At 70.4% G+C, this 23,430-nt stretch carries 18 protein-coding genes and 4 tRNA genes; 11 read left to right on the top strand and 11 right to left on the bottom strand.

Annotated elements, in window-relative coordinates; all coding sequences use genetic code 11:
* Positions 1 to 280 precede the first annotated feature (280 nt).
* Positions 281 to 691 carry an SHOCT domain-containing protein gene (locus ACFVJX_RS16705; protein WP_384127959.1) on the top strand — a complete coding sequence of 137 codons (411 nt, stop codon included), beginning with the start codon at positions 281 to 283 and terminating at the stop codon, positions 689 to 691.
* 92 nt (positions 692 to 783) lie between these two features.
* Here the strand turns inward: ACFVJX_RS16705 and ACFVJX_RS16700 are convergent, their stop codons facing one another.
* From ACFVJX_RS16700 to ACFVJX_RS16680, 5 genes are all read right to left on the bottom strand, one after another.
* Entirely contained in the window at positions 784 to 2,229 is a 1,446-nt protein-coding gene (locus tag ACFVJX_RS16700; RefSeq protein ID WP_384127957.1) for an NAD(P)/FAD-dependent oxidoreductase, read from the bottom strand.
* 81 nt (positions 2,230 to 2,310) lie between these two features.
* Entirely contained in the window at positions 2,311 to 3,102 is a 792-nt protein-coding gene (locus tag ACFVJX_RS16695; RefSeq protein WP_384127955.1) for an ABC transporter permease, read from the bottom strand.
* Positions 3,099 to 4,175, bottom strand: a complete 1,077-nt coding sequence (locus ACFVJX_RS16690) for an ATP-binding cassette domain-containing protein (RefSeq protein WP_384127969.1) — start codon at positions 4,173 to 4,175, stop codon at positions 3,099 to 3,101. Before ACFVJX_RS16690 ends, ACFVJX_RS16695 begins: the two co-directional genes overlap by 4 nt.
* Before the next feature lie 140 nt (positions 4,176 to 4,315).
* Entirely contained in the window at positions 4,316 to 5,173 is an 858-nt protein-coding gene (locus ACFVJX_RS16685) for a DUF4097 domain-containing protein (protein ID WP_384127954.1), read from the bottom strand.
* Positions 5,174 to 5,262: 89 nt separating this feature from the next.
* Positions 5,263 to 5,781, bottom strand: coding sequence for a hypothetical protein (locus tag ACFVJX_RS16680; protein ID WP_384127953.1), 519 nt, complete (start codon positions 5,779 to 5,781; stop codon positions 5,263 to 5,265).
* 415 nt (positions 5,782 to 6,196) lie between these two features.
* Here ACFVJX_RS16680 and ACFVJX_RS16675 point away from each other — a divergent pair, with 415 nt between their 5' ends.
* From ACFVJX_RS16675 to ACFVJX_RS16660, 4 genes are all read left to right on the top strand, one after another.
* Positions 6,197 to 6,538 (top strand): ArsR/SmtB family transcription factor, encoded by a 342-nt coding sequence (locus ACFVJX_RS16675; RefSeq protein WP_384127951.1) that lies wholly within the window; start codon positions 6,197 to 6,199, stop codon positions 6,536 to 6,538.
* 68 nt (positions 6,539 to 6,606) lie between these two features.
* A complete protein-coding gene (locus ACFVJX_RS16670; protein ID WP_384127968.1) occupies positions 6,607 to 8,247 on the top strand; it encodes a SulP family inorganic anion transporter in 1,641 nt (546 codons plus the stop codon).
* Between the two features lie 100 nt (positions 8,248 to 8,347).
* Positions 8,348 to 8,764, top strand: coding sequence for an ATP-binding protein (locus ACFVJX_RS16665; protein ID WP_384127967.1), 417 nt, complete (start codon positions 8,348 to 8,350; stop codon positions 8,762 to 8,764).
* A 278-nt stretch (positions 8,765 to 9,042) separates the two neighbouring features.
* A complete protein-coding gene (locus ACFVJX_RS16660) occupies positions 9,043 to 9,411 on the top strand; it encodes an ArsR/SmtB family transcription factor (protein WP_384127950.1) in 369 nt (122 codons plus the stop codon).
* 122 nt (positions 9,412 to 9,533) lie between these two features.
* Here ACFVJX_RS16660 and ACFVJX_RS16655 read toward each other — a convergent pair whose 3' ends face one another.
* On the bottom strand, positions 9,534 to 10,409 hold the full coding sequence (locus ACFVJX_RS16655) for a helix-turn-helix domain-containing protein (RefSeq protein WP_384127948.1): 876 nt from the start codon (positions 10,407 to 10,409) through the stop codon (positions 9,534 to 9,536).
* A 121-nt stretch (positions 10,410 to 10,530) separates the two neighbouring features.
* Here ACFVJX_RS16655 and ACFVJX_RS16650 point away from each other — a divergent pair, with 121 nt between their 5' ends.
* Positions 10,531 to 11,460 carry an alpha/beta hydrolase gene (locus ACFVJX_RS16650; RefSeq protein WP_384127946.1) on the top strand — a complete coding sequence of 310 codons (930 nt, stop codon included), beginning with the start codon at positions 10,531 to 10,533 and terminating at the stop codon, positions 11,458 to 11,460.
* A gap of 123 nt (positions 11,461 to 11,583) precedes the next feature.
* Here ACFVJX_RS16650 and ACFVJX_RS16645 read toward each other — a convergent pair.
* The 5 genes from ACFVJX_RS16645 to ACFVJX_RS16625 all read right to left on the bottom strand — a co-directional run bounded on the left by ACFVJX_RS16645 (position 11,584) and on the right by ACFVJX_RS16625 (position 17,038).
* Positions 11,584 to 11,657, bottom strand: a tRNA-Lys gene (locus tag ACFVJX_RS16645).
* Positions 11,658 to 11,748: 91 nt separating this feature from the next.
* Positions 11,749 to 13,407, bottom strand: a complete 1,659-nt coding sequence (locus ACFVJX_RS16640) for an amino acid permease (protein WP_384127945.1) — start codon at positions 13,405 to 13,407, stop codon at positions 11,749 to 11,751.
* A 124-nt stretch (positions 13,408 to 13,531) separates the two neighbouring features.
* The gene (locus tag ACFVJX_RS16635) at positions 13,532 to 15,586 is read right to left on the bottom strand and encodes a DEAD/DEAH box helicase (protein ID WP_384127943.1); all 2,055 of its coding nucleotides are present in this window, start codon (positions 15,584 to 15,586) and stop codon (positions 13,532 to 13,534) included.
* Positions 15,587 to 15,795: 209 nt separating this feature from the next.
* A complete protein-coding gene (locus ACFVJX_RS16630) occupies positions 15,796 to 16,350 on the bottom strand; it encodes a hypothetical protein (RefSeq protein ID WP_384127941.1) in 555 nt (184 codons plus the stop codon).
* A 337-nt stretch (positions 16,351 to 16,687) separates the two neighbouring features.
* The gene (locus ACFVJX_RS16625) at positions 16,688 to 17,038 is read right to left on the bottom strand and encodes a metallopeptidase family protein (protein ID WP_384127939.1); all 351 of its coding nucleotides are present in this window, start codon (positions 17,036 to 17,038) and stop codon (positions 16,688 to 16,690) included.
* An 85-nt stretch (positions 17,039 to 17,123) separates the two neighbouring features.
* On the opposite strand from ACFVJX_RS16625, the gene ACFVJX_RS16620 reads away from it, so the two are divergent.
* The 5 genes from ACFVJX_RS16620 to hrpA all read left to right on the top strand — a co-directional run bounded on the left by ACFVJX_RS16620 (position 17,124) and on the right by hrpA (position 23,329).
* Entirely contained in the window at positions 17,124 to 18,695 is a 1,572-nt protein-coding gene (locus ACFVJX_RS16620) for a metallophosphoesterase (protein ID WP_384127937.1), read from the top strand.
* 80 nt (positions 18,696 to 18,775) lie between these two features.
* Positions 18,776 to 18,848: transfer RNA gene (locus ACFVJX_RS16615), tRNA-Glu, on the top strand.
* A 38-nt stretch (positions 18,849 to 18,886) separates the two neighbouring features.
* Positions 18,887 to 18,961, top strand: a tRNA-Asp gene (locus tag ACFVJX_RS16610).
* Positions 18,962 to 18,983: 22 nt separating this feature from the next.
* Positions 18,984 to 19,060: transfer RNA gene (locus ACFVJX_RS16605), tRNA-Phe, on the top strand.
* A 348-nt stretch (positions 19,061 to 19,408) separates the two neighbouring features.
* The gene (hrpA, locus tag ACFVJX_RS16600) at positions 19,409 to 23,329 is read left to right on the top strand and encodes an ATP-dependent RNA helicase HrpA (RefSeq protein ID WP_384127933.1); all 3,921 of its coding nucleotides are present in this window, start codon (positions 19,409 to 19,411) and stop codon (positions 23,327 to 23,329) included.
* Positions 23,330 to 23,430 lie beyond the last annotated feature (101 nt).

Raw genomic sequence — 23,430 nt, 5'->3', positions numbered from 1 at the left:
ATCAACGGTCCCGGCGGCAGAGCGACTTACTCACCCACCGGCTCAAAGTGTGGAAACCGAGATGGTGTTACAGGGGACGCGTGTTCTGCCGCAAGGTATCTGGCACATCCCCCGGACGCGACGAGATGACCGCGGACGAGTCCCCGGCGTAACCCCGGCCCGCCCCTCGCCCGGTGGGCTCCGCCGGCAGCACCCGCGGAGCCCACCGGGCGAGGGGCGAAATGCGGTGGTATGAATTATTTTGTATCCACCCATTCGACGCGGCGCCCCGGAGTGGACGATGGACGACTACCCGTTGCTCAACCTGTTCTGGACCATGCTCTGGTTCTTCCTCTGGGTGATGTGGATGTTCCTGCTGTTCCGCGTCATCATGGACATCTTCCGCAGCCACGACCTGGGCGGAGGGGCCAAGGCCGGCTGGCTGATCCTGACCTTGGTGCTGCCGTATCTGGGTGTCCTGATCTATGTGCTCGCCCGCGGCAGGTCCATGGGGGCGCGCGACGCGAAGGACGCCAAGGACCGGGACGCGGCCTTCAAGGCGTACGTGAGGGACGCGGCGGGCACCGATTCGGCGGGCGGCTCGACGCGGAGCACCCACGTCGAGGACCTGACACGGCTCGCCGACCTCAAGGACAAGGGCGCGCTCACGGACGACGAGTACCAGCGGGCGAAGACGAAGCTTCTCGTCTGACGGCCGCGGGGTCCTCTCCGGACCGCACCTTCTTCTGATGACGCGGAGCCGTTTCAGACCGCCCGCCCCTCTTCTGACGACGCGGAGCCGTTTCAGACCGCCCGCCCCGGACCCCGCACAGCCGACTCCCACTCGTCCCGCGCGGGACCCTCGTATCCGGGTGTGAAACCGGGGTGGTCCGCCAGCCAGCGCGCGAGCCGGGCACGGACCTCATCGGTGCCGTACGCCTGGTCGGCGGGCAGCTGGAGATGACGGATCCTGGCCCGCGCCCGCATGACGACCGGGTCGTCCCAGGAGCAGGCGGACAGGGCGGCCTGCTCGATGTCCGCCGCACTGGGCGGCCGCGACGGCGCAGGCCGTGCGGGGTTCCTGAGTCTGGCCTCGTTGGCTCGGTCCATGGCGACCTGGATGTCGAACCAGGGGCGCAGCGTGCGCTCGGTCCAGCGGTGGTAGTCGGTGGCGAACGATTCCGGGTCGTCCTCGGCGGTGCCGGCCCGCCGGGCCACCCACTGCGCGGCCTGGAGAGTCAGGGCGACCCCTTGTCCCATCGTGGGATTGGTGTGTGCGACCGCGTCCCCGATGCCGACCAGCCCGGTGACCACGGGCCCGGCTTCGTCAGCGAGGCCGGTCCAGCGGTTGTCGAGGCCGCCCATCGCGAGGACGCCGGAGACCGGTTCGGGCCGCAGGGCCAGCCAGGCGGCCACCGCGGGGAACGTCCGGGCGACCCGTTCGAAGACCTCGGGATCCCGCAGCGCTCCCCGGGTGGGGTCGGCGGAGGAGACGATCAGGGACACGGCGAAGATGCCGTTGTCCGACGGGAACACCCCGCCCACCGCGAAGGCCGCCACCGAGCCGGCCTTGACCCGGCCGGGGTTCCGCGGCCCGTCCGGGCGCAGCCGGTACCAGCGGCAGACGTACGAGATCCCGATGCGGTGGTTCTCCACGACCGGGGCCCGGCAGCCCGCCCCGGACAGCCAGCCCGCCCCGGACAGCCAGGCCGCCACCGGGGAGCGTCGCCCACCGGCGTCGACGACCAGATCCGCGTCGTGCCGCCCGGACGCGGACCGCACCCCGGTGACCTGCGGAACGGCACCGTGCCGGTCGACGAGGAGCCCTTCGGCGGTGTCCCCGAGCCGGATGTCGATGCCAGGTTCGCGGCGCGCCGCGTCGTGCAGAGCGACTTCGAGGACGATGCGGCGGGTCTGCAGTGTGACCAGGTCCTCGTCGCCCGGCCGGGCGGGCGGGGGCTCGGCGAACCACTCGAACTCGTGGCGTTCTACGGCCCCCATGCGCAGGATCGCCTCGTACACGTCCGGGGTCTCCGCCCGCAGCACGGTACGGACCGGAGCCAGCAGCCCGTGCGGCTGGTTCGCCTGCGGCACCCGGGGGCGGCTCCGGCCGAAGAACTCCTCGTCGAGATCGCGCCCCGGCCGTCGGCCGTCCCGCTCCAGCACCGTGACGCCGTGTCCCCGCCGAGCCAGGAACAACGCGGCGGCCAGACCGCCGATCCCGCCGCCGACGATCGCAACCCGTGTCAATTCGGCCCCCTTCAGCCCGTGTTGCGCATAAAACCTAGCCCAGTGGGCCGGGCCCGGGCGCGGCCCGCGCTGTGACGGCTGTTACGCCGGGTCGCTGTTGAACTTCGAGGTGGACCAGAAGTATCCGAGTACGGCGAGGCCCAGGCACCAGGCGACCGCGAGCCATCCGTTGTTACCGATCCCGCTGCCGAGGAGGAGTCCCCGCAGGGTCTCGATGGCCGGGGTGAACGGCTGGTACTCGGCGATCGGCCGGAACCAGCCGGGCATGGAGTCGAGCGGGACGAAGGCGCTGGACAGCAGTGGCAGAAGGATCATCGGCAGGGCGTTGTTGCTGGCGGCTTCGGCGTTGGGGCTGATGAGGCCCATGCCGACGGCGATCCAGGTGAGCGCGGTGGCGAAGAGGACGAGCAGCCCGAACGCCGCCAGCCACTCGACGACGGTGGCGTCCGTGGACCGGAAGCCGATGGCGACACCGACGGCGCCCACCAGGAGCACGCTCATCACCGACTGGAGCACGCTGCCGAGGACGTGTCCCACGAGCACCGAACCACGGTGGATGGCCAGGGTGCGGAAGCGGGCGATGATGCCCTCGGTCATGTCGTTGGAGACGGACACGGCCGTCCCGACGACGGTGCCGCCGACGGTCATCAGCAGGATGCCCGGGACGATGTAGGCGATGTAGTCGGAGCGGCCCGCTCCACCGCCGCCGATTCCCGCGCTCATCACGTCACCGAAGATGTAGACGAAGAGCAGGAGCAGCATGACCGGGGTGAGCAGCAGGTTGAGGGTGAGGGAGGGGTAGCGCCGGGCGTGCAGGAGGTTGCGGCGCAGCATGGTGGACGAGTCGCGTACGGCGAGCGAGAAGGCACTCATCGGGCTGTCTCCTGGGACTGGTCGGTCCGGACGGGGGTGGGTGTGGGTGTGAGTGTGGAATCGGTCCGGGCGGGGTCGGGTGTGGAGTCGGCCCGGGCGGGGGCCGGGGTGGGGCCGGTCAGGGCGAAGAACACGTCGTCCAGGTCCGGGGTGTGCACGGTGAGTTCGTCCGCCTCGACTCCGGCGGAGTCCAGCCGGTCGAGCAGGGAGCGCAGTTCGCGCTGGCCACCGTCACCGGGAACCCGCAGCACCAGGGCGGCGTCGTCCCGTGCGGCCTCGCCCAGGGCGCGGGCGGCGTCGCGGTAGACGGCCGGGGCGGTGAAGCGGAGCCTGACGTGGCCGCCCGGGATGAGCCGCTTGAGTTCGGTGGCGGTGCCCTCGGCGGCGATCCGTCCGTTGCTCAGGACCGCGATGCGGTCGGCCAGTTCATCGGCCTCGTCCAGGTACTGGGTGGTGAGGAAGACCGTGACGCCACCGGAGACCAGCTCGCGGATGATCTGCCACATGGTGTGGCGGGAGCGCGGGTCGAGGCCGGTGGTCGGTTCGTCGAGAAAGATGATCCGCGGGTTCCCGACCAGGGTCATGGCGATGTCGAGGCGGCGTTTCATGCCACCCGAGTAGGTCGAGGCAGGCTTCTTCGCGGCGGCCACCAGATCGAATTGCTCAAGGAGTTCGGCGACGACACGGCGGCCCTCACTGCGGGACAGGTGGTGCAGGTCCGCCATGAGGAGCATGTTCTCCTCGCCGGTGATCAGTCCGTCGACGGCGGAGAACTGCCCCGTGACACCGATCGCGGCCCGCGCCGCCTGCGGATCGGTGGCCAGGTCGTGGCCACCGACCCGGACCTCGCCGGAGCCCGCGCCGGCCGGGACGAGCGTGGAGAGGATCTTGACGACGGTGGTCTTCCCGGCGCCGTTCGGGCCGAGGAGCGCGAAGACGGTGCCTGCCGGAATACGCAGGTCGATTCCGTCGAGTACGACCTTGTCGCCGTAGGACTTACGGAGCCCGACGGCGGAGACCGCGGCGGTGGCGGTGGTGGCGACGGACTGCTGACCGCCGCCATTTTCCGACATGGACATGACAGATGAAGGCATGGAGCCCTCCCGATCGAAGGCTGGAATGGGATGAGGTGGAACGAGATGGAGAAGCAGGGGCCACGGACGAGCGCGGACCCTCGGGGGCCGGGCGCCGGCTCCCGAGCGGGAGCCGGCCCTCAGGCGTGGTCGCGGACGCGGGAGTGGTGGACGTCGATGTTCCCGTAACGGGTACGGGCACGAACCTCGACGGTGGCCTCGGACTCCTCCGGGCCGCCGGACGCCGTGAGCGAGTTGTGCACCGTCCCGGCATCGGAGCTGACATCGAGCCAGGCGGCGGTGCCCTCGCGGACTCCCACCTCGATGGCTCCGTAGGAGGTCTCCAACTGCACCGCTCCGCTGATGACTTCGCCGACCCGCAGAGTCCCGTTAGCCGTCGTGGCGGACACGGAGGCGCGGGCACGGTCGATGACGATGTCACCGTTGGCGCCACTGACCCTGAGGTCGCCGGTGACATCCCCGACGCTGGTGGTGCCGTGCGAGTTCTTCAGCACGGCGAGGCCCGTCACCGTACCGACGCGCATGCTGCCGGAGCTGGTGGTGATCTCGGCGGGGCCCTCCACACGGTCCACCGCGATGGAGCCGTGGGATGCCGTCAGGCGCAGCGGACCGGTCACGTCCAGGCGGACGTCGCCCGCCGAGGTCTTCACGCGCACCTCACCGAGACGCCCCTCGCTGCGCACCTCGGCCCACCCGCCGGTCGCCTCCACCTGGGAACCCGCGGGCAGTTCCACGGTGATGTCGACGGTGCCCGTGCGGCCGAAGAGGTAACGCTGCCTGGGCGTCCTGATGTGCAGCTCGCCGCCCGAGAACGTGACCACGGTCTGCTCGGCGGTGCGCACGTCCTGGTCCTTCTTCGGATCGCGGGGGACCACCTCCACCACGGCGTCGGCGCGGTCGGACGCGGCGAGCCGGAGGGAGCCCGCGTCGACATGGGCGTTGACCGAGATCGGCTGGGGAGTATCGAAAGAAGGCATGGCTGTCCCGTCCTCTTGGGTCCTCTTGAATGTTGGCGGCGCCCCGGCCTGCGGGGCGTGGTGCGGATGAAGCCGTTCCGGAGGGCTGGTCAGCGCACCCAGCCCGTGAAGCTCTGCCCGACGGTCCGGGCCTTCCCGGGGTTACGGGGTGCGGCGGGGCCCCCGGCCTCGACCGCGGCCGACACCACGCGCACGAGCCACGCGTTGACCGACAGCCCCTCACCGGCCGCCGCCTCCTCGGCGCGGGTCTTGAGATGGGCGGGCAGACGCAGATTGACCCGGGCGGTGCCACCTTCGTCGGCGTCGGCGGGGACCGCGGCCGGCGCGGACACCGGGGCGTCCAGCGGCTGGGCCCGGTCCTCACGCTGGGGCAGCGCCACCACGAAGTCGGGGTCGAGACCACGCAGCCGTACGTCGACCGAGCCGGGGGCGAGTTCACGGGTGATCTCGTCCATGGCCGCGGACAGCACATTGAGCAGGGTCAGCCGGGTGGCCGACTCCAGGGGCGCGGTCAGCCGCTCGGCAAGCGCGCGGGCTTCGTCACCCCCGGCCTCGGCGGCTACCGCCAGTTCCCTGTGAAGTGTTTCGACGTACGGCGTGAGGTCCATGGCTCAAGAATGGCACCACTATGGCGCCATGCGCAAGCGTAAATGGCACATTGCGTGGCGCAGGGCAGGGCACAGGGACCAAAGATTCAGTCATCACCGCAGCTCAGCGACCGATTACGAGTAGCGTCAACGCCTTGGCGCCACGCGGCCACAGGATGGCGCCAGGTGGCGCCATCGAGGCGCCAAGCACGCTGGCGCACGGACCCCCGGGCGGCGACGCGCCCCGCGCGCCGCCGTCGCACCCACTTCAACCCCACCCCCACCCCGACCCGCACAGCCGACCGATTCAGCGAATCCGTGAATTGCGAAATTACGCAATTCACTACATGCTGTGCTCGTTGTGCAGATGGGCAGCCGTGGGGCGCAGCACGAAGCGAAGCCCCGGGCGTCGGGGTGACGAAGGGGATCTGTGACCGTGCCGGTTCCGCTGTACCAAGCCAAGGCCGAGTTCTTCCGGATGCTCGGGCACCCGGTGCGGATAAGGGTTCTGGAGCTGCTGCAGGGCGGCCGGATGCCGGTCCGTGACCTGCTCGCCTCGATCGAGGTGGAGCCCTCGGCGCTCTCACAGCAGCTGGCGGTGCTGCGCCGGTCGGGCATCGTCTCGTCCGCGCGTGAAGGCTCGACGGTGGTGTACGAGCTCGCGGGCGGGGACGTGGCGGAGTTGATGCGGGCGGCGCGGCGGATCCTGACGGAGATGCTGACCGGGCAGAACGAACTGCTTGCGGAGCTGCGGGACGCCGAGGGTTCGGTGCGGTGAGCCGCTCACTCGCCCGATCGTGGAACCGAGTGCGGTCTGTGCTGCCCGCCCGTGCGGGCTTCGCCGCCATGGCCCGCAATCCGCGCCGTGACCTGCTCGCCGGCCTCACCGTGGCGATCGTGGCCTTGCCGCTCGCGCTCGGCTTCGGGGTCTCCTCCGGCCTGGGCGCCGAGGCCGGGCTGGCCACCGCCGTCGTCGCCGGGGCGCTGGCCGCCGTGTTCGGCGGTTCCAACCTCCAGGTATCCGGGCCGACCGGTGCGATGACGGTGGTGCTGGTACCGATCGTCGCCGAGTACGGGCCGGGCGGGGTACTCACCGTCGGGCTCATGGCCGGCGTACTGCTGATCACGCTGGCCCTGCTGAAGGCCGGCCGGTACATGCGGTACATCCCGGCGCCGGTCGTGGAGGGCTTCACTCTGGGCATCGCGTGCGTGATCGGTCTGCAGCAGATCCCCGGCGCTCTCGGGGTCGCCACACCCGAGGGCGACAAGGTGCTGGTGGTGGCCTGGCGGGCCATCGAGGAGTTCGTGCGCGCACCGAACCCGACCGCGGCCGCCCTGGCCGTCGCCGTGGCGGCCGTGATGCTGATCGGTGCCCGGTGGCGGCCCGCCATCCCCTTCTCGATCGTCGGGGTGGTCGCCGCGACACTGGCTGCCCAGCTCTTCCACCTGGACGCTGCGGCACCGATCGGCGCCCTGCCGACCGGGCTGCCCGCGCCCTCGCTGGCCTTCCTCGATCTGTCCGCACTGGGCTCGCTCTTCGCCCCCGCCGTAGCGGTCGCCGCCCTCGCGGCGCTGGAGTCGCTGCTGTCTGCCACGGTCGCGGACGGCATGACCGTGGGCCAGAAGCACGACCCGGACAAGGAGCTCTTCGGACAGGGCGTCGCGAACCTGGCCGCCCCGCTGTTCGGCGGCGTGCCCGCCACCGCGGCCATCGCCCGTACCGCCGTCAACGTCCGCAGCGGGGCGAGCTCCCGCCTCGCCGCCCTGACCCACGCAGCCGTCCTCGCGGTCATCGTGTTCGCCGCCGCCCCGCTCGTCTCCAGGATCCCGCTGGCCGCGCTCGCCGGAGTGCTGCTGGCCACCGCGATCCGCATGGTCGAGGTCGGCGCGCTGCGAGCGATGGTCCGGGCGACCCGCTCGGACGCGATCGTGCTGGTACTGACCGCGGTCGCCACACTCGCCCTCGACCTCGTCCACGCCGTCATCATCGGCCTGGCCGTCGCCGGCGCTCTGGCGCTGAGGGACGTCGCCAACCAGGCCCGGATGGACCAGGTCGATTTCAAGGCCGATCTGCCGGGCGAACACAGCGAGGAGGAACACGCGCTGCTGTCCCAGCACATCGTCGCCTACCGCATCGACGGGCCGGTCTTCTTCGCCGGAGCCCACCGCTTCCTCCTGGAGCTCGCCGACGTGGCCGACGTCCGCGTGGTGATCCTCCGGATGTCGCGGATCACCACGATGGACGCCACCGGGGCCCTGGTCCTCAAGGACGCCGTGGAAAAGCTGAACCGGCGCGGCATCGCCGTACTGACTTCCGGGATACGCCCCGGCCAACGGCGCGCCCTCCAATCGGTGGGCGCCCTGGAGCTGCTGCGCGTGGACGGCCGCGAGTACGCCACCACACCCGAAGCGATCGCCGGGGCCCGCACCCACCTGCACAGGGCCGGGCTCCTGCCCACCGCACCCGTCACCGAAGAGGCTCTCTGATGGACACCTCCCGCGGGATTCGTCCGGCCCGTGCCGGGGCCGCCCGGTGAACGGCCGACTCGACCTTCTCCCCCTGCGGCACGTACTGACTCTGCCCGCGATGGGCCACTCGGTGCGGATCGCGCGTGAGACCACCGAACAGGTCCTGGCCGAGTGGGGCGTCAGCAGACGCCACCCAGCGGTCGATCCGGCGCTGCTGATCCTGTCCGAGCTGGTCACCAACAGCGTCCGGCACGCCGCCGCGCTGTCCCCGACCGTGACCGTGGTCTACGCGGGTGGTCCGGACACGTTCGCGTTCGCCGTGCACGACCGGCACCCCTACAAGCCCCCGCTCTACCCGGCTGTCACCGAGGCGCGCGGAGGCGGGTTGTGCACCGTCATGGAACTCACCCTCGGTCTGGGCGGCACCGCCGTCATCCGGGGCGACGCTGACGGCAGGGGAAAGAGCATCTGGGTCACCCTCCCCCTGGTGAAGATCCCCGGACGGGAGGCCGGAGCAGCAGCCGGTGACCAGTGAGAGCATTGAGCTGCCGCCGTGGCCCCGATGCTCCGGCGTGTGCCATGAGTGACGCCCGCGTCCTCGGCCCCGAAGGCGGGACCGAGGACGACGGGTTGGGCAGGAGCGCCATCGACCGCGGGACCGATGGCTTCGGCTCCGTGCGGCTCAGGTCCAGACGCGATGATGTCCCCCATGGTGAAGAGTTCTGAGGTGGCTGCGATGCACAGCACTCACACGACAGCGGCCGTCCGACCGCCCAGCCGTCCGGCGGCCCGGCATGCCGCGGGGTCCGGTCAGTGAGCGCGCCGTTGTACCAGCTGAAAGCCGAGTTCTTCAAAACCCTCGGCCACCCGGTGCGCATTCGCGTCCTGGAACTCCTCAGCCGGCGCGAGCACGCGGTCTCCGAAATGCTGTCCGAGATCGGCATCGAGGCGGCCCACCTCTCCCAGCAGCTGGCCGTCCTACGCCGGGCCAACCTCGTCGTCCCCCGTCGCGAGGGCTCCGCCGTCTACTACTCCCTGACCAACCCGCAGGTGGCGGAGCTGCTGCGAGTGGCACGAACCATCCTGTCCGGCGTGTTGACGGGCCAGGCCGAGCTGCTGGCCGATCTTCAGGCGGCCGAACCCGACACCACGCCCCACCGGCACGGGCCGGCGCCTCGGTGAACGGCGGCCGGGGCTTCTCCGGAGCGCGGGACGGTTCGATGGCGGCCGGCTCCCGCGGAGTCCGGTCGATGAGCTGACCGCCTGCGCCGCCTTCGGCTGTGCCGTTGCTGTGCGGGCCGGGATCAGTCGTGGGGGGTGTCCCTCGTGTTCGTCGGTGCGGGGTCGGTCTGCCAGGAGCTGAGTATGCGCAGCGCGTGGTCCTCGGGGCTGCCGGGTTCGGCGGTCAGGACCATGAGCATGACGTCGGGATCGCCGGGGCTGGTCCAGGTGTCGCAGTCGAGGGTGAGAGCGCCCACGAGGGGGTGGCGGTAGCGTTTGGAGCCGGACGCGGTGTCGGAGACGGTCCGTTCGTTCCACCACTCGCGGAATTCGGGACTGCGTACCGACAGCTCACCGACCAATGCCGCCAGGCGCGGGTCATCGGGGTTGCCGGCCGTCTCCATCCGCAGCACCGCCGCGCTGAGCCGGGCCGCGTCCTCCCAATCGATGTACAGGCGGCGCATACCGGGGTCGAGGAACAGCAGCCTGGTGTAGTTGCGTTCGCGCGGCGCCAGCTTGCCGAAGTCCTGGTAGAGGGCCGCGGCGGCAGCGTTCCAGGCAAGGATGTCGTTGTACCGGCCCAGGACCAGGGCCGGCAGGTGGCCGAGGCCGTCGAGCATCCACCGCACCGAAGGCCGCACCCGCTGGACCGGACGGCGTCGCGGGGCGGGGGTCTTGCCGGCCAGCTCGTAAAGGTAGGCCTGTTGTGCCTCGTCGAGCCTCAGCGCCCGTACGAGAGAGGCGAGGACGGTCGCGGACGCCCGTACGCGCCCCTGCTCGATACGGGTGTAGTAGTCGGTGCTCATCGTGGCCAGGCGGGCGACTTCGTCACGGCGCAGCCCCGGGACGCGCCGGAGGGTTCCGTCATGGGCGAGACCCACCTGCCCGGGTGACAGCTCGGCCCTGCGCGCCTTCAGGAACGCGCCGAACTCGGACCGGGACGAACGCGAATCGGACATGCCTTTCACTATGCCTGGAAACGGCGCCGTCAAGGGGGGGAAGAATCGTTCCCCGGCACGCGTCATCCCAGGCAGAAAGCTGTCTCTCCCGCCGCGGGGCGAGCGCGTGCAGCCTGGAGTCATGCGAACCGATGTGACCTTCACCAGCGCCGGCACCACACTCGCCGGCCACCTGTACACCCCCGGCACCGCCACCGGTGGCCCGATGGCCGCTGTGGTCGTCGGCCACCCCGGCAGCGGCGTCAAGGAGCAGACCGCCGGCGCCTACGCCCGACAGCTCGCCGACGCGGGCTTCGCCGCGCTCGCCTTCGACGCCGCCCACCAGGGCGAGAGCGGCGGCACCCCCCGCGGCGTCGAGGATCCCGCCCAGCGCGTGGAGGACTTCAAGGCCGCCGTCTCCTACCTCACCACCCGCCCGGACATCGACTCCGAGCGGATCGGCGCCCTGGGAATCTGCGCGTCCGGTGGCTACGTCATCCCGGCCGCGGTCGCCGATCACCGTATCCGCGCCGTCGCGACCGTCAGCGCCGTCGACCTCGGCCTGAACTTCCGGCTCGGCCCCGACGGCGCCCAGGACCCCGCGGTCATCCGGACACTGCTCGACGCCGCAGCCGCGGCACGCACCGCCGAAGCGGCCGGCGAGCCACTTCGGATGATGCCCCTGCGCACCTCGGAGGAGGAAGCGCGCGCCGGCGGCCGCTACGCCTACGAAGGGTGGGAGTACTACTCCACCGAGCGCGGTCGGCACCCCCGGCAGGCGGACGAGTTCACCCTTCCCAGCATCGACAAGATCGTGAACTTCGACGCCTTCCACCTCGTTGGCCTGCTCGCACCGCGCCCACTGCTGATGGTCGCCGGCGACGAAGCTGCCACCGCCTGGATGTCCGAGGACGCGATCAGTAAGGCGAACGAGCCCAAGCGGCTGCACTGGGTCGAGGGGGCCAGCCACATCGACCTCTACGACCGCTACGTCCCCCAGGTCACCACCGAGCTCGTCCCCTTCTTCACGCGCCACCTGGCGACGCGGCCCGCACCGGTGTCCGTCGTCTGACCCGCCGGGAAAGACGAGACGACCGGGAAAGACGACCGGGAAAGACGAAGTGCCTCGACCGGCCGAAGCCGATCGAGGCACTGAAGGAGCAGGCCGGAGTGGCAGACCCCGCCCCGCCGGAGGTAGGCCGTGTGGGACTCGAACCCACAACCAACGGATTAAAAGTCCGCTGCTCTGACCAATTGAGCTAACGGCCCCCGGCGAATCACCCCCGAGCATAGCCCGCCGCGACCCGGCCGCCGATCGGGTATCGGTTGCCGGGCCCCGTCAGGGTCGCGGTGGTCTCGTTCAGTGAGGTGTATTGCGGGCGATCGTGCGCTTGTGATCCGGATTGAGGAACCAGTGACGGGCCGAGGCCAGCCACCAGGTGGCGGCGAAGCCGAGGACCACCAGGACGGCGATCGGGGCGTAGTTGAAGGTCTCCCAGGTGACGGGTGAGACCTGGGGCAGCATGAAGAGCACCGTGATGACCGCCACCCAGACCACCGCGACGATCCCGATGGGACGGGACCAGCGGCCCAGGTGCCAGGGGCCACGCCTGAAGTCGTCGCCGCGCAGGAGGCGGAGCAGGGTGGGGATGACGTAGGCGATGTAGAGGCCGATCACCGCGATGGAGGTCACCGCCGCGTACGCGGTGTCGTTGATCAGGTACGGGAGTCCCAGTACGAGCGCGCCGGCGGCGGCCAGCCAGACCGCCGCCACGGGGGTGCGGGTGCGGGGGCTGACCGTGTGCCAGACCCGTGAGAACGGGAGGGCTCCGTCGCGGGAGAAGGCGTAGATCATCCGGCTGTTGGCGGTCACTGACGCCATGCCGCAGAAGAGTTGGGCGCCGATCACCACCAGGAGCAGCAGCTTGCCGGTGGTGGCGCCCAGGGCGTCCAGGAGGATCTGGGCGGGCGGGGCGCCGGTCGGGGACGCCAGGGCTCCGTCGTACGACTGGATGGCGAAGGTGAAGCCGAGGAGGAGGACGAATCCGGCGATCCAAGAGGTCCAGATCGACTGGACGATGCCGCGCGGACCGGCCGTCGCCGCGTCGTGCGTCTCCTCCGTCATATGGGCGGAGGCGTCGTATCCGGTGAACGTGTACTGGGCCATCAGCAGCCCGATCATCACCACGTAGAACCCGCTGCCCCAGCCGGTGTTGTTCACGAACTCCGTGAAGACGAAGGAGGCCGACTGGTGGGAGTCCGGCACGAAGGTGAGCGCGCCGACGATGACCGCGACGCCGAGCACGTGCCACCACACGCTGACGCTGTTGAGGATCGCGACGATCCGGACCCCGAAGGTGTTCAACAGGCCGTGCAGGAACAGGATCGCGGCGAAGAGCAGGATCGTGCGGCCGGGCGTGACCCGGAAGTCGAACTGGAGGTTCAGGTAGGCGCCCAGGAAGGACGCCGCCCCGAAGTCGATGCCGGCGGTCACCGCGACCTGCCCCAGCACGTTGAACCAGCCGGTGAACCACGCCCACGCCGCCGCCGATCGCGGTGGGGCCAGCCGGTGGGCCCAGAAGTACAGTCCCGCGGACGTCGGGTACGCCGAACAGATCTCGGCCATCGCGAGGCCGACGAAGAGCGTCATCAGGCCGACGCCGACCCAGCCCCAGGTGATCAGGACCGGGCCGCCGGTGTTCATGCCGAACAGATACAGCGTCAGGCAGCCGGAGAGCACGGAGATGATCGTGAACGAGACCGCGTAGTTGGAGAACGCCGACATCCGGCGGGCCAGCACCTGGGTGTAGCCGAGTTCGGCCAGCCGCGCCTCATCAGAACCGGGGGCGCCGCCCGGGGACGGCGGCGCAACCGGCGGTGCGGGCGCGTCGGTTGGGTGGAGCGGCTCGGTTGGTCGGAACGGCTCGGATCGTTCGGAGGATTCGGAGGGCTCGGAGGATTCGGAGAGCTCAGGTGGGTCGGATGGTTCGGATGGGGCCTCACCGGGGTTGATTGTCATGCCCCCAGCGATTCCCTACCCGGGGGCGCGACATGCACAGGCCGTCGGCCCCAAAAAAACAGGGCCCGCACACCACCGAGGTGGTGTGCGGGCCCTGTTCAGCGGTCAGGCGACCGGACGACGATCAGCCGTTGCGCTTCCAGCGCGGCTTGTCGTCGCGGCGGCCGAAGGAACCGGTGCTGGTGCCGGTGCCCGTGGAGCGGTGGTCGTCGCGGCGGCCGGTCGGGCGGTCGCTGCCGCCGGAGCGGAAGCCACCCGACGGGCGGTCGTCACGACGGTCACGGTTGAACGGGCGGTCGCTGCCGCCGGAGCGGAAGCCACCGGACGGGCGGTCGTCACGACGGTCGCGGTTGAACGACGGACGGTCGTTGTCACGACGCTCGAAGGAACGGCCGCCACGGTCGCCGCCGCGGTCGTCACGACGGTCGTTGCTGCCGCGGAACGACGGGCGGTCGCTGCTGCCGCGGTAGCCGTTGCCACCGGTGGGACGGCCACTGCGCTCGCCGACACGGTCGTTGCCGCCCCGGTAACCGCCGCGGTCGCCGCCACGGTTGTCCCGGCGCTCGTAGTTGCCCCGGTCGTCGCGACGGTCGTCACGCGCGGCCGGCTGCTCCGGCACGGCGGCGGCGGCCACGAGTGCGGCCTCCGCCTCGGCGGCGACCTCGGCCACCGCTGCCTCGGGGTCGTCGCCCCGCTCGCGGGCGGCACGGGCGACCAGGCGGTCGGCCTCCTCGCGCAGCTCCACGGCGCGGCGCTGGATGCGCTCCAGCTGCTTCGTCAGGTCGGCGGCCTCGCGCTCGGCCTGCTTGGCGGCGTTGTTCGCGGAGTCGGCCTGGACCTCGGTGAGCGAGCGGGCACCGGTGATCTCGGCGACCTCCGGCTCGAAGACGCCCGCGCCCTGCACGATGTGGCGCGAGGCGTCCACGCCCGCGTCCTCCATCAGGCGGAAGATCTGACGGCGCTGGTGCGGCAGCGCCAGGGAGACGACGACACCGGACTTGCCGGCACGGGCGGTACGGCCCGAGCGGTGCAGGTAGTCCTTGTGGTCACCGGCCGGGTCCACGTTCAGGACCAGGTCGATGCCGTCGACGTGGATACCGCGGGCGGCGACGTCGGTCGCGACCAGCGCGTTGACGTAGCCCTTCTTGAAGTCCTCGAGAACGCGGGTACGGGCGCCCTGGGTCATGCCGCCGTGCAGTGCGTCCGCCTTGACACCCGCCTCGACGAGCTGCTCGGCGATGCGGTCGGCGCCCAGCTGGGTGCGGACGAAGATGATCGTGCGGCCCTTGCGGGCGGCGATCGCGGAGGTGACCGGCGCCTTGTCCTTCGGCTTCACGACGAGGACGTGGTGCGACATCGTGGAGACGTTGCCCTGGGCGGAGTCGACCTCGTGGGTGACCGGGTTGCTCAGGTAGCGCTTGACCAGGGTGCCGATCTCGTTCTCCATGGTGGCGGAGAAGAGCATGCGCTGGCCGCCACCGGGGATCTGGTCGAGCAGCTCGGTGACCTCGGGCAGGAAGCCCAGGTCGGACATCTGGTCGGCCTCGTCGAGGACGGCGACCTGGACGTTCTCCAGGGAGCAGGCGCCCCGGTTGATGATGTCGCGCAGCCGGCCCGGGGTGGCGACGAGGACGTCGACACCGCGCTCCAGCGCGTAGATCTGGTTGCCCATCGACGTACCGCCGCAGACGACCTTCATCTTCAGGCCGAGCACGTCGCCGTAGGGCTGCAGCGCGTCCGCGACCTGCATCGCGAGCTCACGGGTCGGGGTGAGGATGATCGCGCGGGGCTTCTTCTTCTCGGTGTGCCCACCGGCCAGCGAGGCCAGGGTCGGCAGACCGAAGGAGAGGGTCTTGCCGGAGCCCGTACGGCCGCGGCCCAGGATGTCCTTTCCGGCCAGGGCGTCCGGGATGGTCGCTGCCTGGATCGGGAAGGGCGCGGTCACACCGTTCTGCGCGAGCTTGCGGACGATGCCGTCCGGCAGGCCCAGGTCGGCGAAGGTGACGGTCGGCTCGGCGTCCGCCTCGGGGGCGGCGTCGGTGTCGGCCTGCTCGGCCTCGGGGGCGCCGGCCTCGATGGAGACGGCGGACTCGGCGACTACGGCCTCTGCGGCCACGACGAGCTCGTCGTTCTCGATGTTCTCGGGCAGCACGGTGTGGTCAGAACTGGAAATTGACATGCGAAATGCGAAACCTTCCGGAGTCTCGGCACGCGCCCGTAACTCCGTGATTCGCAATTTCGACCGCCTCAATGCGGTCCAGCCACGGCAAGGGAGAGTACGCGCCACACGGCGCTCTTCTGTGTCGGCGCCGGGCAATGGATCAAACGATCTACTACCATACGCACTGTCACCCCCATTGCGCAAACCGGCCCCGGCCGACCGGCCCGTCAGGCCGGTCCCACCTGCGGCGATGCCTCCGGCGTGCGCATCGATTCCACCTCGCCCGGCGCACCCATCGCGTCATGGCGGAACTGCGCGGCGGGTGACGCCGAAGGCACCTCCGGCGGGTCCGAGGGCTCCGGACCGGGCTCCGTCGGTTCCGGCGGCTCGGGGGTCTGCGGATCGGACGGGGCCGGGGGGTCCGGCTGGTCCGGCACCCCGGGCTGCGACGGAGCGGGTGCGGGGGCCGGCAACCGGCCGCCCCGGAGCCGGCCCGGCTCGGCGGGCTCCGTACCGGGGCTGTCCGACGGGCGCGCGGAGGCGCTCGGGCCGCTGGACTCCGCGGCCTCCCGCTCGGAGTGCGCCTCGGCGCCGCCGGTACGGGCGCGGCCGGTACCGGCCACCGTTGAGCCGTCCGGCCCGGCCACCGACGCCTTCGGCGAGGCCGACCGCGAGGGCGCCGGTTTCCCGTCGCCGTCGCCGACACTCATACAGCCTGTGGACGCGGCGATCGTCACAACGGTGACGGCCGCCCAGCGGACAGGCACGGACAACTGGCGCACGGGGGCACCTCCGGGGGGCGCGAAGAAGGACGGGACAGGTAGGAAACGAGCCGGGAGCGCTGTGCCCAACTCCCTCCGCCCCGCCGGGGACACGCCCCCGGGACAGGCCCGCACACCTCATTCACACCTCGCACCCGACGCGTCCTGAACAGCGTCCTGACGCACCCCGCCCACGCAACGCGCGTCCGCGCCGTCCACCCGCACCCGTACGCCCACCGCACCGCCCGTACGTCCGTACGTCCGTACGTCCGTACGTCCGTACGTCCGTACGTCCACCGCATCGCCCGTACGTCCGTACGTCCACCGCATCGCCCGTACGTCCGTCCCTCCGTCCGCCTCACCCGTAACCGAGCGCGTGCAGCCTCTCGTCGTCGATGCCGAAGTGGTGGGCGATCTCATGGACGACCGTGATCTCCGTCTCGGCGACGACGTCCTCGCGCGACTCGCACATCCGCAGCGTCGGCCCGCGGTAGATGGTGATCCGGTCCGGCAGCACCCCCGCGTACCACTCACCGCGTTCGGTCAGGGGCGTCCCCTCGTAGAGTCCGAGCAGATCCGGCTCACCGGCCTCCGGCTCGTCCTCGACGAACACCGCGACGTTGTCCATCAGCCGGGTCAGCTCCGGCGGGATCCGGTCCAGGGCCTCGCCGACCAGTTCCTCGAACTCTTCCCGCGTCATCTCCAGCACCCCGTCATTGTCACGTACCACCGAGGGATGCGCCCCGAAGCGCCCCGGGCGCATACCTCTCCCCGGACCGGGGCACAGTCGCCCAATGGCCCGCGACCCGTTCCGTGCCGCAGCAGCCCGCGTCCGGCACCGCCTCCGCCTCGACACCCGGCACCGGCCGCGCGCCGGCCGCCGGGCCCGGCCCTCGGGCCCCACGCTCGCCGCATCGCCCCGGCCGTTCGTCCGAGCGCTCGGTCTGGTCGTCGTGGTGCTGTTCGGCGCCTGGCTCGGACTGCTGGCCGTCGGCAGTATCCGTACGACCGTCGGCCCGATGGACACCACGATGACGCTGCGCCCCTCTCTCACCGGCGGCACCAAGATCAACGTGTCCCCGCTCGGCGCCCTCGAACTGGACTCGCACCACGCCCCGGTCCGGCTCGACGTCGATGTCGACCGGCTGGACCCGGTCCGCTCCGAGGCCCTCGTCCAGCACCCCGAACGGCTGGCCGGCCTGGAGGACGAGGTCACCGGCGACGTCACCGCCGGCACCCGGGAACTCGCCGTGCGCTCCTGCGTCGCGGTCGTCTCGGGGGCCACCGCACTCGGCCTCGCGGTCTACCGCAGGCCCCGCCGCGCACTCGCCGCCGGAGGACTCGCGCTCACGCTGCTGGCCGCCTCGGGCATCAGCGCCTACGCCACCTGGAACCCGAAGTCGGTCCTGGAGCCCCGGTTCTCCGGCCTGCTCTCCAGCGCCCCCTCGGTCGTCGGCGACGCCCGCTCGATCGTCACCGACTTCGACGTCTACCAGCGGGAACTGGCCCGGCTGGTCACCAACGTCACCAAGCTCTACGACGCCACATCGACGCTCCCCGTCTACACCCCGGACCCCGCCACACTCCGCGTCCTGCACGTCTCCGACATCCATCTGAACCCGGCGGCCTGGCACATCATCGGCTCGCTGGTCGAGCAGTACGACATCGACGTCATCATCGATTCGGGCGACACGATGGACCACGGAGCCGCCGTCGAGAACAGCTTCCTCGACCCCATCGCCGATCTGGGCGCGCCCTACGTCTGGGTCCGCGGGAACCACGACTCCGCGGTCACCCAGAAGTATCTGGAGCAGGCCAAACGGTTCAAGAACGTGCACGTGCTCGACAAGGGCCGGGCCGTGAACGTCGGCGGGCTGCGGGTGGCGGGCATCGGGGACCCGGACTTCACCCCCGACCGCACCGGCCCCGAACAGGCCGAGGACATCGAACGGACAGCCGGCCTGCGACTGGCGGCCGCCCTCCACGACCAGCAGCGGGCCGGTACCCCGGTCGACATCGCCGTCACCCACGAACCCGCGGCGGCCCGCGAGACGGACGGCGCGGTCCCGCTCGTCCTGGCAGGTCATGTGCACCACCGGCAGAACGAGGTCATGGAGCACGGCACCCGGCTGAAGGTGGAGGGCTCCACGGGCGGCGGCGGGCTGCGCGCCGTGCAGAACAAGAAGCCGGAACAGGTGCTCGCGTCGGTGCTCTATCTGGACCGCTCCACCCGCCGTCTGCAGGCCTGGGACGAGATAACCCTGGGCGGCCTCGGCCTGACGACGGCCGAGGTCAGCCGCCATCTGCCGGAAGCCGAACCGGCCCTCCCGACCCCGCTCCGGACGTCTCCCACGGCGTCCCCGTAAACCGTTTTGGCGATAGCTGCCGCCATCCCATATGCTTCTCACGTCCCCGACGCGCTGCGAAGCGCGCAGGTGGGCCCTTAGCCCTCATCGTCTAGTGGCCCAGGACGCCGCCCTTTCAAGGCGGTAGCACGGGTTCGAATCCCGTTGGGGGCACGCTAAAACGTGTGCGAGACTCGTCTCGCACATTGCTTGGTCCTGTGGAGCAGTTTGGAGTGCTCGCCACCCTGTCAAGGTGGAGGCCGCGGGTTCAAATCCCGTCAGGACCGCTGCAGCCCGTATGAGCTGCGTGGCTGGGTAGCTCAGTTGGTACGAGCGATCGCCTGAAAAGCGATAGGTCGCCGGTTCGATCCCGGCCCCAGCCACCATTCGAAGGCCCCGTCCGATGGACGGGGCCTTCGTCGTGTGTTCTCCCCCGCGCCTCGGCGGCCGCGACCAGCAGCATCGCGTCCGGCATCTGCTCGCCGACGCCCTGCGCACACCGCTCGACGGCGAACGACTGGTCCACGTCCAGTAGTCCGGGCAGTCCGCAGTTCCGTCGGCCCGTCGTCCCGTCGTCCCGTCGTCCCGTCGTCCCGTCGTCCCGTCGAAAATGATCAACTGTCCGGAATGGTGTGTGCTGTGCTCGTCCCGGCCCCGCCGTGCCGACTCCGTGACCGAGCCCGCGCGAAATAGGTTCGCCGTTCCTCGGGCCCGGGTGAGATCCTGGGACCCGTATGTCTACTTCCTTTGCCGATCTCCAGTCCCAGCTCGGGCAGCTCTCGCTGCGCGACGCCCACCGGCTCGGCCGCCGCCTCGAAGGGGCGCGCCGCATTCGTAAGCCCGAGGCCCAGCAAGGCGTGCTGGACGAGATCGCCGTCCAGGCCACGAAGGCGGCCGGTCGGCTCGCGCTGCGGGCCGGGCGGATGCCTGCCCTCTCGTACCCCGAACAGCTGCCGGTCAGCCAGAAGAAGGACGAGATCCTGGAGGCGATACGTGACCACCAGGTCGTGATCGTCGCCGGTGAGACGGGCTCCGGCAAGACCACCCAGATCCCCAAGATCTGCATGGAGCTGGGGCGTGGTGTCCGCGGCATGATCGGGCACACCCAGCCGCGCCGGATCGCGGCGCGCACGGTGGCCGAGCGGATCGCCGAGGAGCTGAAGACGCCGCTGGGCGAGGCGGTCGGCTGGAAGGTCCGCTTCACCGACCAGGTCAACCAGGACGCGACCTTCGTCAAGCTGATGACGGACGGCATCCTGCTCGCCGAGATCCAGACGGACCGCGAACTGCTCGCGTACGACACGATCATCATCGACGAGGCCCACGAGCGGTCGCTGAACATCGACTTCCTGCTCGGCTACCTGGCCCGGCTGCTGCCCAAGCGCCCGGATCTGAAGGTCGTCATCACCTCGGCGACCATCGACCCGGAGCGCTTCGCGCGCCACTTCGGCGAGGCGCCGATCGTCGAGGTCAGCGGGCGTACGTATCCGGTGGAGGTGCGCTATCGCCCGCTCCTGGAGGAGGAGAGCGAGGACTCCGACCGCGACCAGATCACCGCGATCTGCGACGCCGTGGACGAGCTCCAGTCCGAGGGGCCCGGCGATGTCCTGGTCTTCCTCTCCGGCGAGCGCGAGATCCGTGACACGGCGGACGCGCTGGGCAAACGCAACCTCAGACATACGGAGGTGCTCCCCCTCTACGCGCGCCTGTCGCACGCCGAGCAGCACCGCGTGTTCCAGCGCCACACGGGGCGCAGGATCGTTCTGGCGACCAATGTCGCCGAGACCTCGCTGACCGTGCCCGGCATCAAGTACGTGATCGACCCGGGCAACGCCCGTATCTCCCGCTACAGCCACCGCACCAAGGTCCAGCGGCTGCCCATCGAGCGGATCTCGCAGGCCAGCGCCAACCAGCGCAAGGGCCGCTGCGGCCGTACGTCGGACGGCATCTGCATCCGGCTGTACTCCGAGGACGACTTCCTGACCCGGGCGGAGTTCACCGATCCGGAGATCCTGCGGACGAACCTGGCCTCCGTCATCCTCCAGATGACCGCAGCGGGCCTCGGCGACATCGAGAAGTTCCCCTTCATCGACCCGCCGGACCACCGCAACATCCGTGACGGCGTACAGCTTCTCCAGGAGCTGGGCGCGCTGGATCCGGAGGAGAAGGATCCGAAGAAGCGGCTCACCCCGCTGGGCCGGCAGCTCTCCCAGCTGCCGGTGGACCCGCGCCTGGCCCGGATGGTCATCGAGGCCGACCGCAACGGCTGTGTCCGCGAGGTCATGGTCATCGCCTCGGCGCTCTCCATCCAGGACCCGCGTGAGCGCCCGTCCGAGAAGCAGACGCAGGCCGACCAGCAGCACGCCCGGTTCAAGGACGAGACGTCGGACTTCCTGGCGTTCCTGAATCTGTGGCGCTACATCCGCGAGCAGCAGAAGGAGCGCGGCTCCTCCAGCTTCCGCCGGATGTGCAAGCAGGAGTACCTGAACTTCCTGCGCATCCGCGAATGGCAGGACATCTACGCGCAGCTGCGCACGGTCGCCAAGCAGATGGGGATCGAGCCCAATGACGACGACGCCCCCGAGCAGTCGGTGCACACCTCACTGCTGGCCGGTCTGCTGTCGCACATCGGGCTGAAGGACACCGAGAAGAACGAGTACCTGGGCGCGCGCAGCGCCAAGTTCGCGATCTTCCCGGGGTCGGCGCTCTTCAAGAAGCAGCCGCGGTTCGTGATGTCGGCCGAGCTGGTGGAGACGTCCCGGCTGTGGGCGCGGGTCAACGCCCGGGTCGAGCCGGAGTGGATCGAGCCAGTTGCCCAGCACCTGCTGAAGCGCACCTACAGCGAGCCGCACTGGGAGAAGGACCAGGCGGCGGTGATGGCGTACGAGCGGGTCACGCTCTACGGCGTACCGATCGTGGCCCAGCGCAAGATCAATTTCGGCCGGATCGACCAGGAGACCTCGCGGGACCTCTTCATCCGCAACGCCCTGGTCGAGGGCGACTGGCGCACGCACCACCAGTTCTTCCACGACAACCGCAAGCTCCTGGGCGAGGTCGAGGAGCTGGAGCACCGGGCCCGGCGCCGCGACATCCTCGTGGACGACGAGACGCTGTTCGACTTCTACGACCAGCGGATCCCGGAACACGTCGTCTCGGGCGCGCACTTCGACTCCTGGTGGAAGCACAAGCGCCGGGACGAGCCGGACGCGCTGGACTTCGAGCGCTCGATGCTCATCAACGAGAAGGCCGGGAGCGTCACCAAGGACGACTACCCGGACTCCTGGCGGCAGGGGAAGCTCAAGTTCCGGGTGACGTACCAGTTCGAGCCCGGTGCGGACGCCGACGGTGTGACCGTCCACATCCCGCTCCAGGTGCTCAACCAGGTCACGTCGGAGGGCTTCGACTGGCAGATCCCGGGCCTGCGCGAGGAGGTCGTCACCGAGCTGATCCGCTCCCTGCCGAAGCCGATCCGCCGGCATTACGTCCCAGCGCCGAACTACGCGGACAAGTTCCTGGACCGGGCCGTGCCCCTCCAGGAGCCGCTGCCGATGACGCTGGCCCGCGAGCTCCAGCGGATGGTCGGCGTCCCGGTCACCGCGGACGACTTCGACCTGAGCCGGATCCCGGACCACCTGAAGATCACGTTCCGGATCGTCGACGAGCGGCGCCGCAAGGTCGCCGAGGACAAGGACCTCGAGGCGCTGAAGATCCAGCTGCGCCCGAAGGCCCGGCAGGCCCTTTCCAAGGCCGCGGCGGCGACCGCCGGGCCCTCCGGCGAGTCCATCGAGCGTTCGGGCCTCACGGACTGGACGATCGGCGCGCTGGACCGGATCTTCGAGACCCGGCGGGCGGGTCAGCCGGTCAAGGCGTATCCGGCCCTCGTCGACCAGGGCGAGACGGTGGCCGTACGGCTCTTCGACACCGAGGCCGAGCAGCAGCAGGCGATGTGGCGCGGCACCCGGAAGCTGATCCTGCTGAACATCCCGGTGAACCCGGCGAAGTTCGCGTCCGACAAGCTCACGAACCAGCAGAAGCTGGCCCTGTCCCGTAACCCGCACGGCTCCATCCAGGCGCTCTTCGACGACTGCGCGACGGCCGCTGCCGACCGGCTGATCGCGGCGCACGGCGGGCCCGCCTGGGACGAGGCGTCGTTCCGGAAGCTGTACGACAAGGTGCGTGCCGATCTGGTGGACCTCACCGTCCGCACGATCGGTCAGGTGCAGCAGATCCTGGCGGCGTGGCAGGCGTGCGAGCGCCGGCTGAAGGCCACCAACAGCCTGGTCCTGATCAACAACGTCACGGACGTACGGGAGCACCTGGCCCGCCTGGTGCCGCCCGGGTTCGTCACCGCGACGGGGCTGCGCAGGCTGCCCGACCTGATGCGCTATCTGATCGCCGAGGACCGCAGGCTCCAGCAGATGCCGACGAACGTCCAGCGCGACACCTCGCGCATGGAGAAGGTCCACGAGATGCAGGACGAGTACGCCTGGCTGCTCGAACAGCTGCCGCAGGGCAGGCCCGTTCCGCAGGAGGTCCTGGACATCCGCTGGATGATCGAGGAGCTGCGGGTCAGCTACTTCGCGCACGCGCTGGGCACCGCGTTCCCCGTCTCCGACAAGCGGATCGTGAAGGCGATCGACGCCGCCGCCCCGTAGGCGTCCGGCGGCGGGCGCGTAACGGCCCCACCACCAGGAGTGAGGTCGACCGCACCCTCTGACCTCCTGTACAGTCTGTCTTCGCAGCCAGCCGCGAGGCA

Origin of the sequence: Streptomyces sp. NPDC127177, assembly GCF_042672475.1 — a bacterium.
Classification (GTDB): Bacteria; Actinomycetota; Actinomycetes; order Streptomycetales; family Streptomycetaceae; genus Streptomyces.
This window is presented reverse-complemented; position numbering and strand designations above follow the sequence as displayed.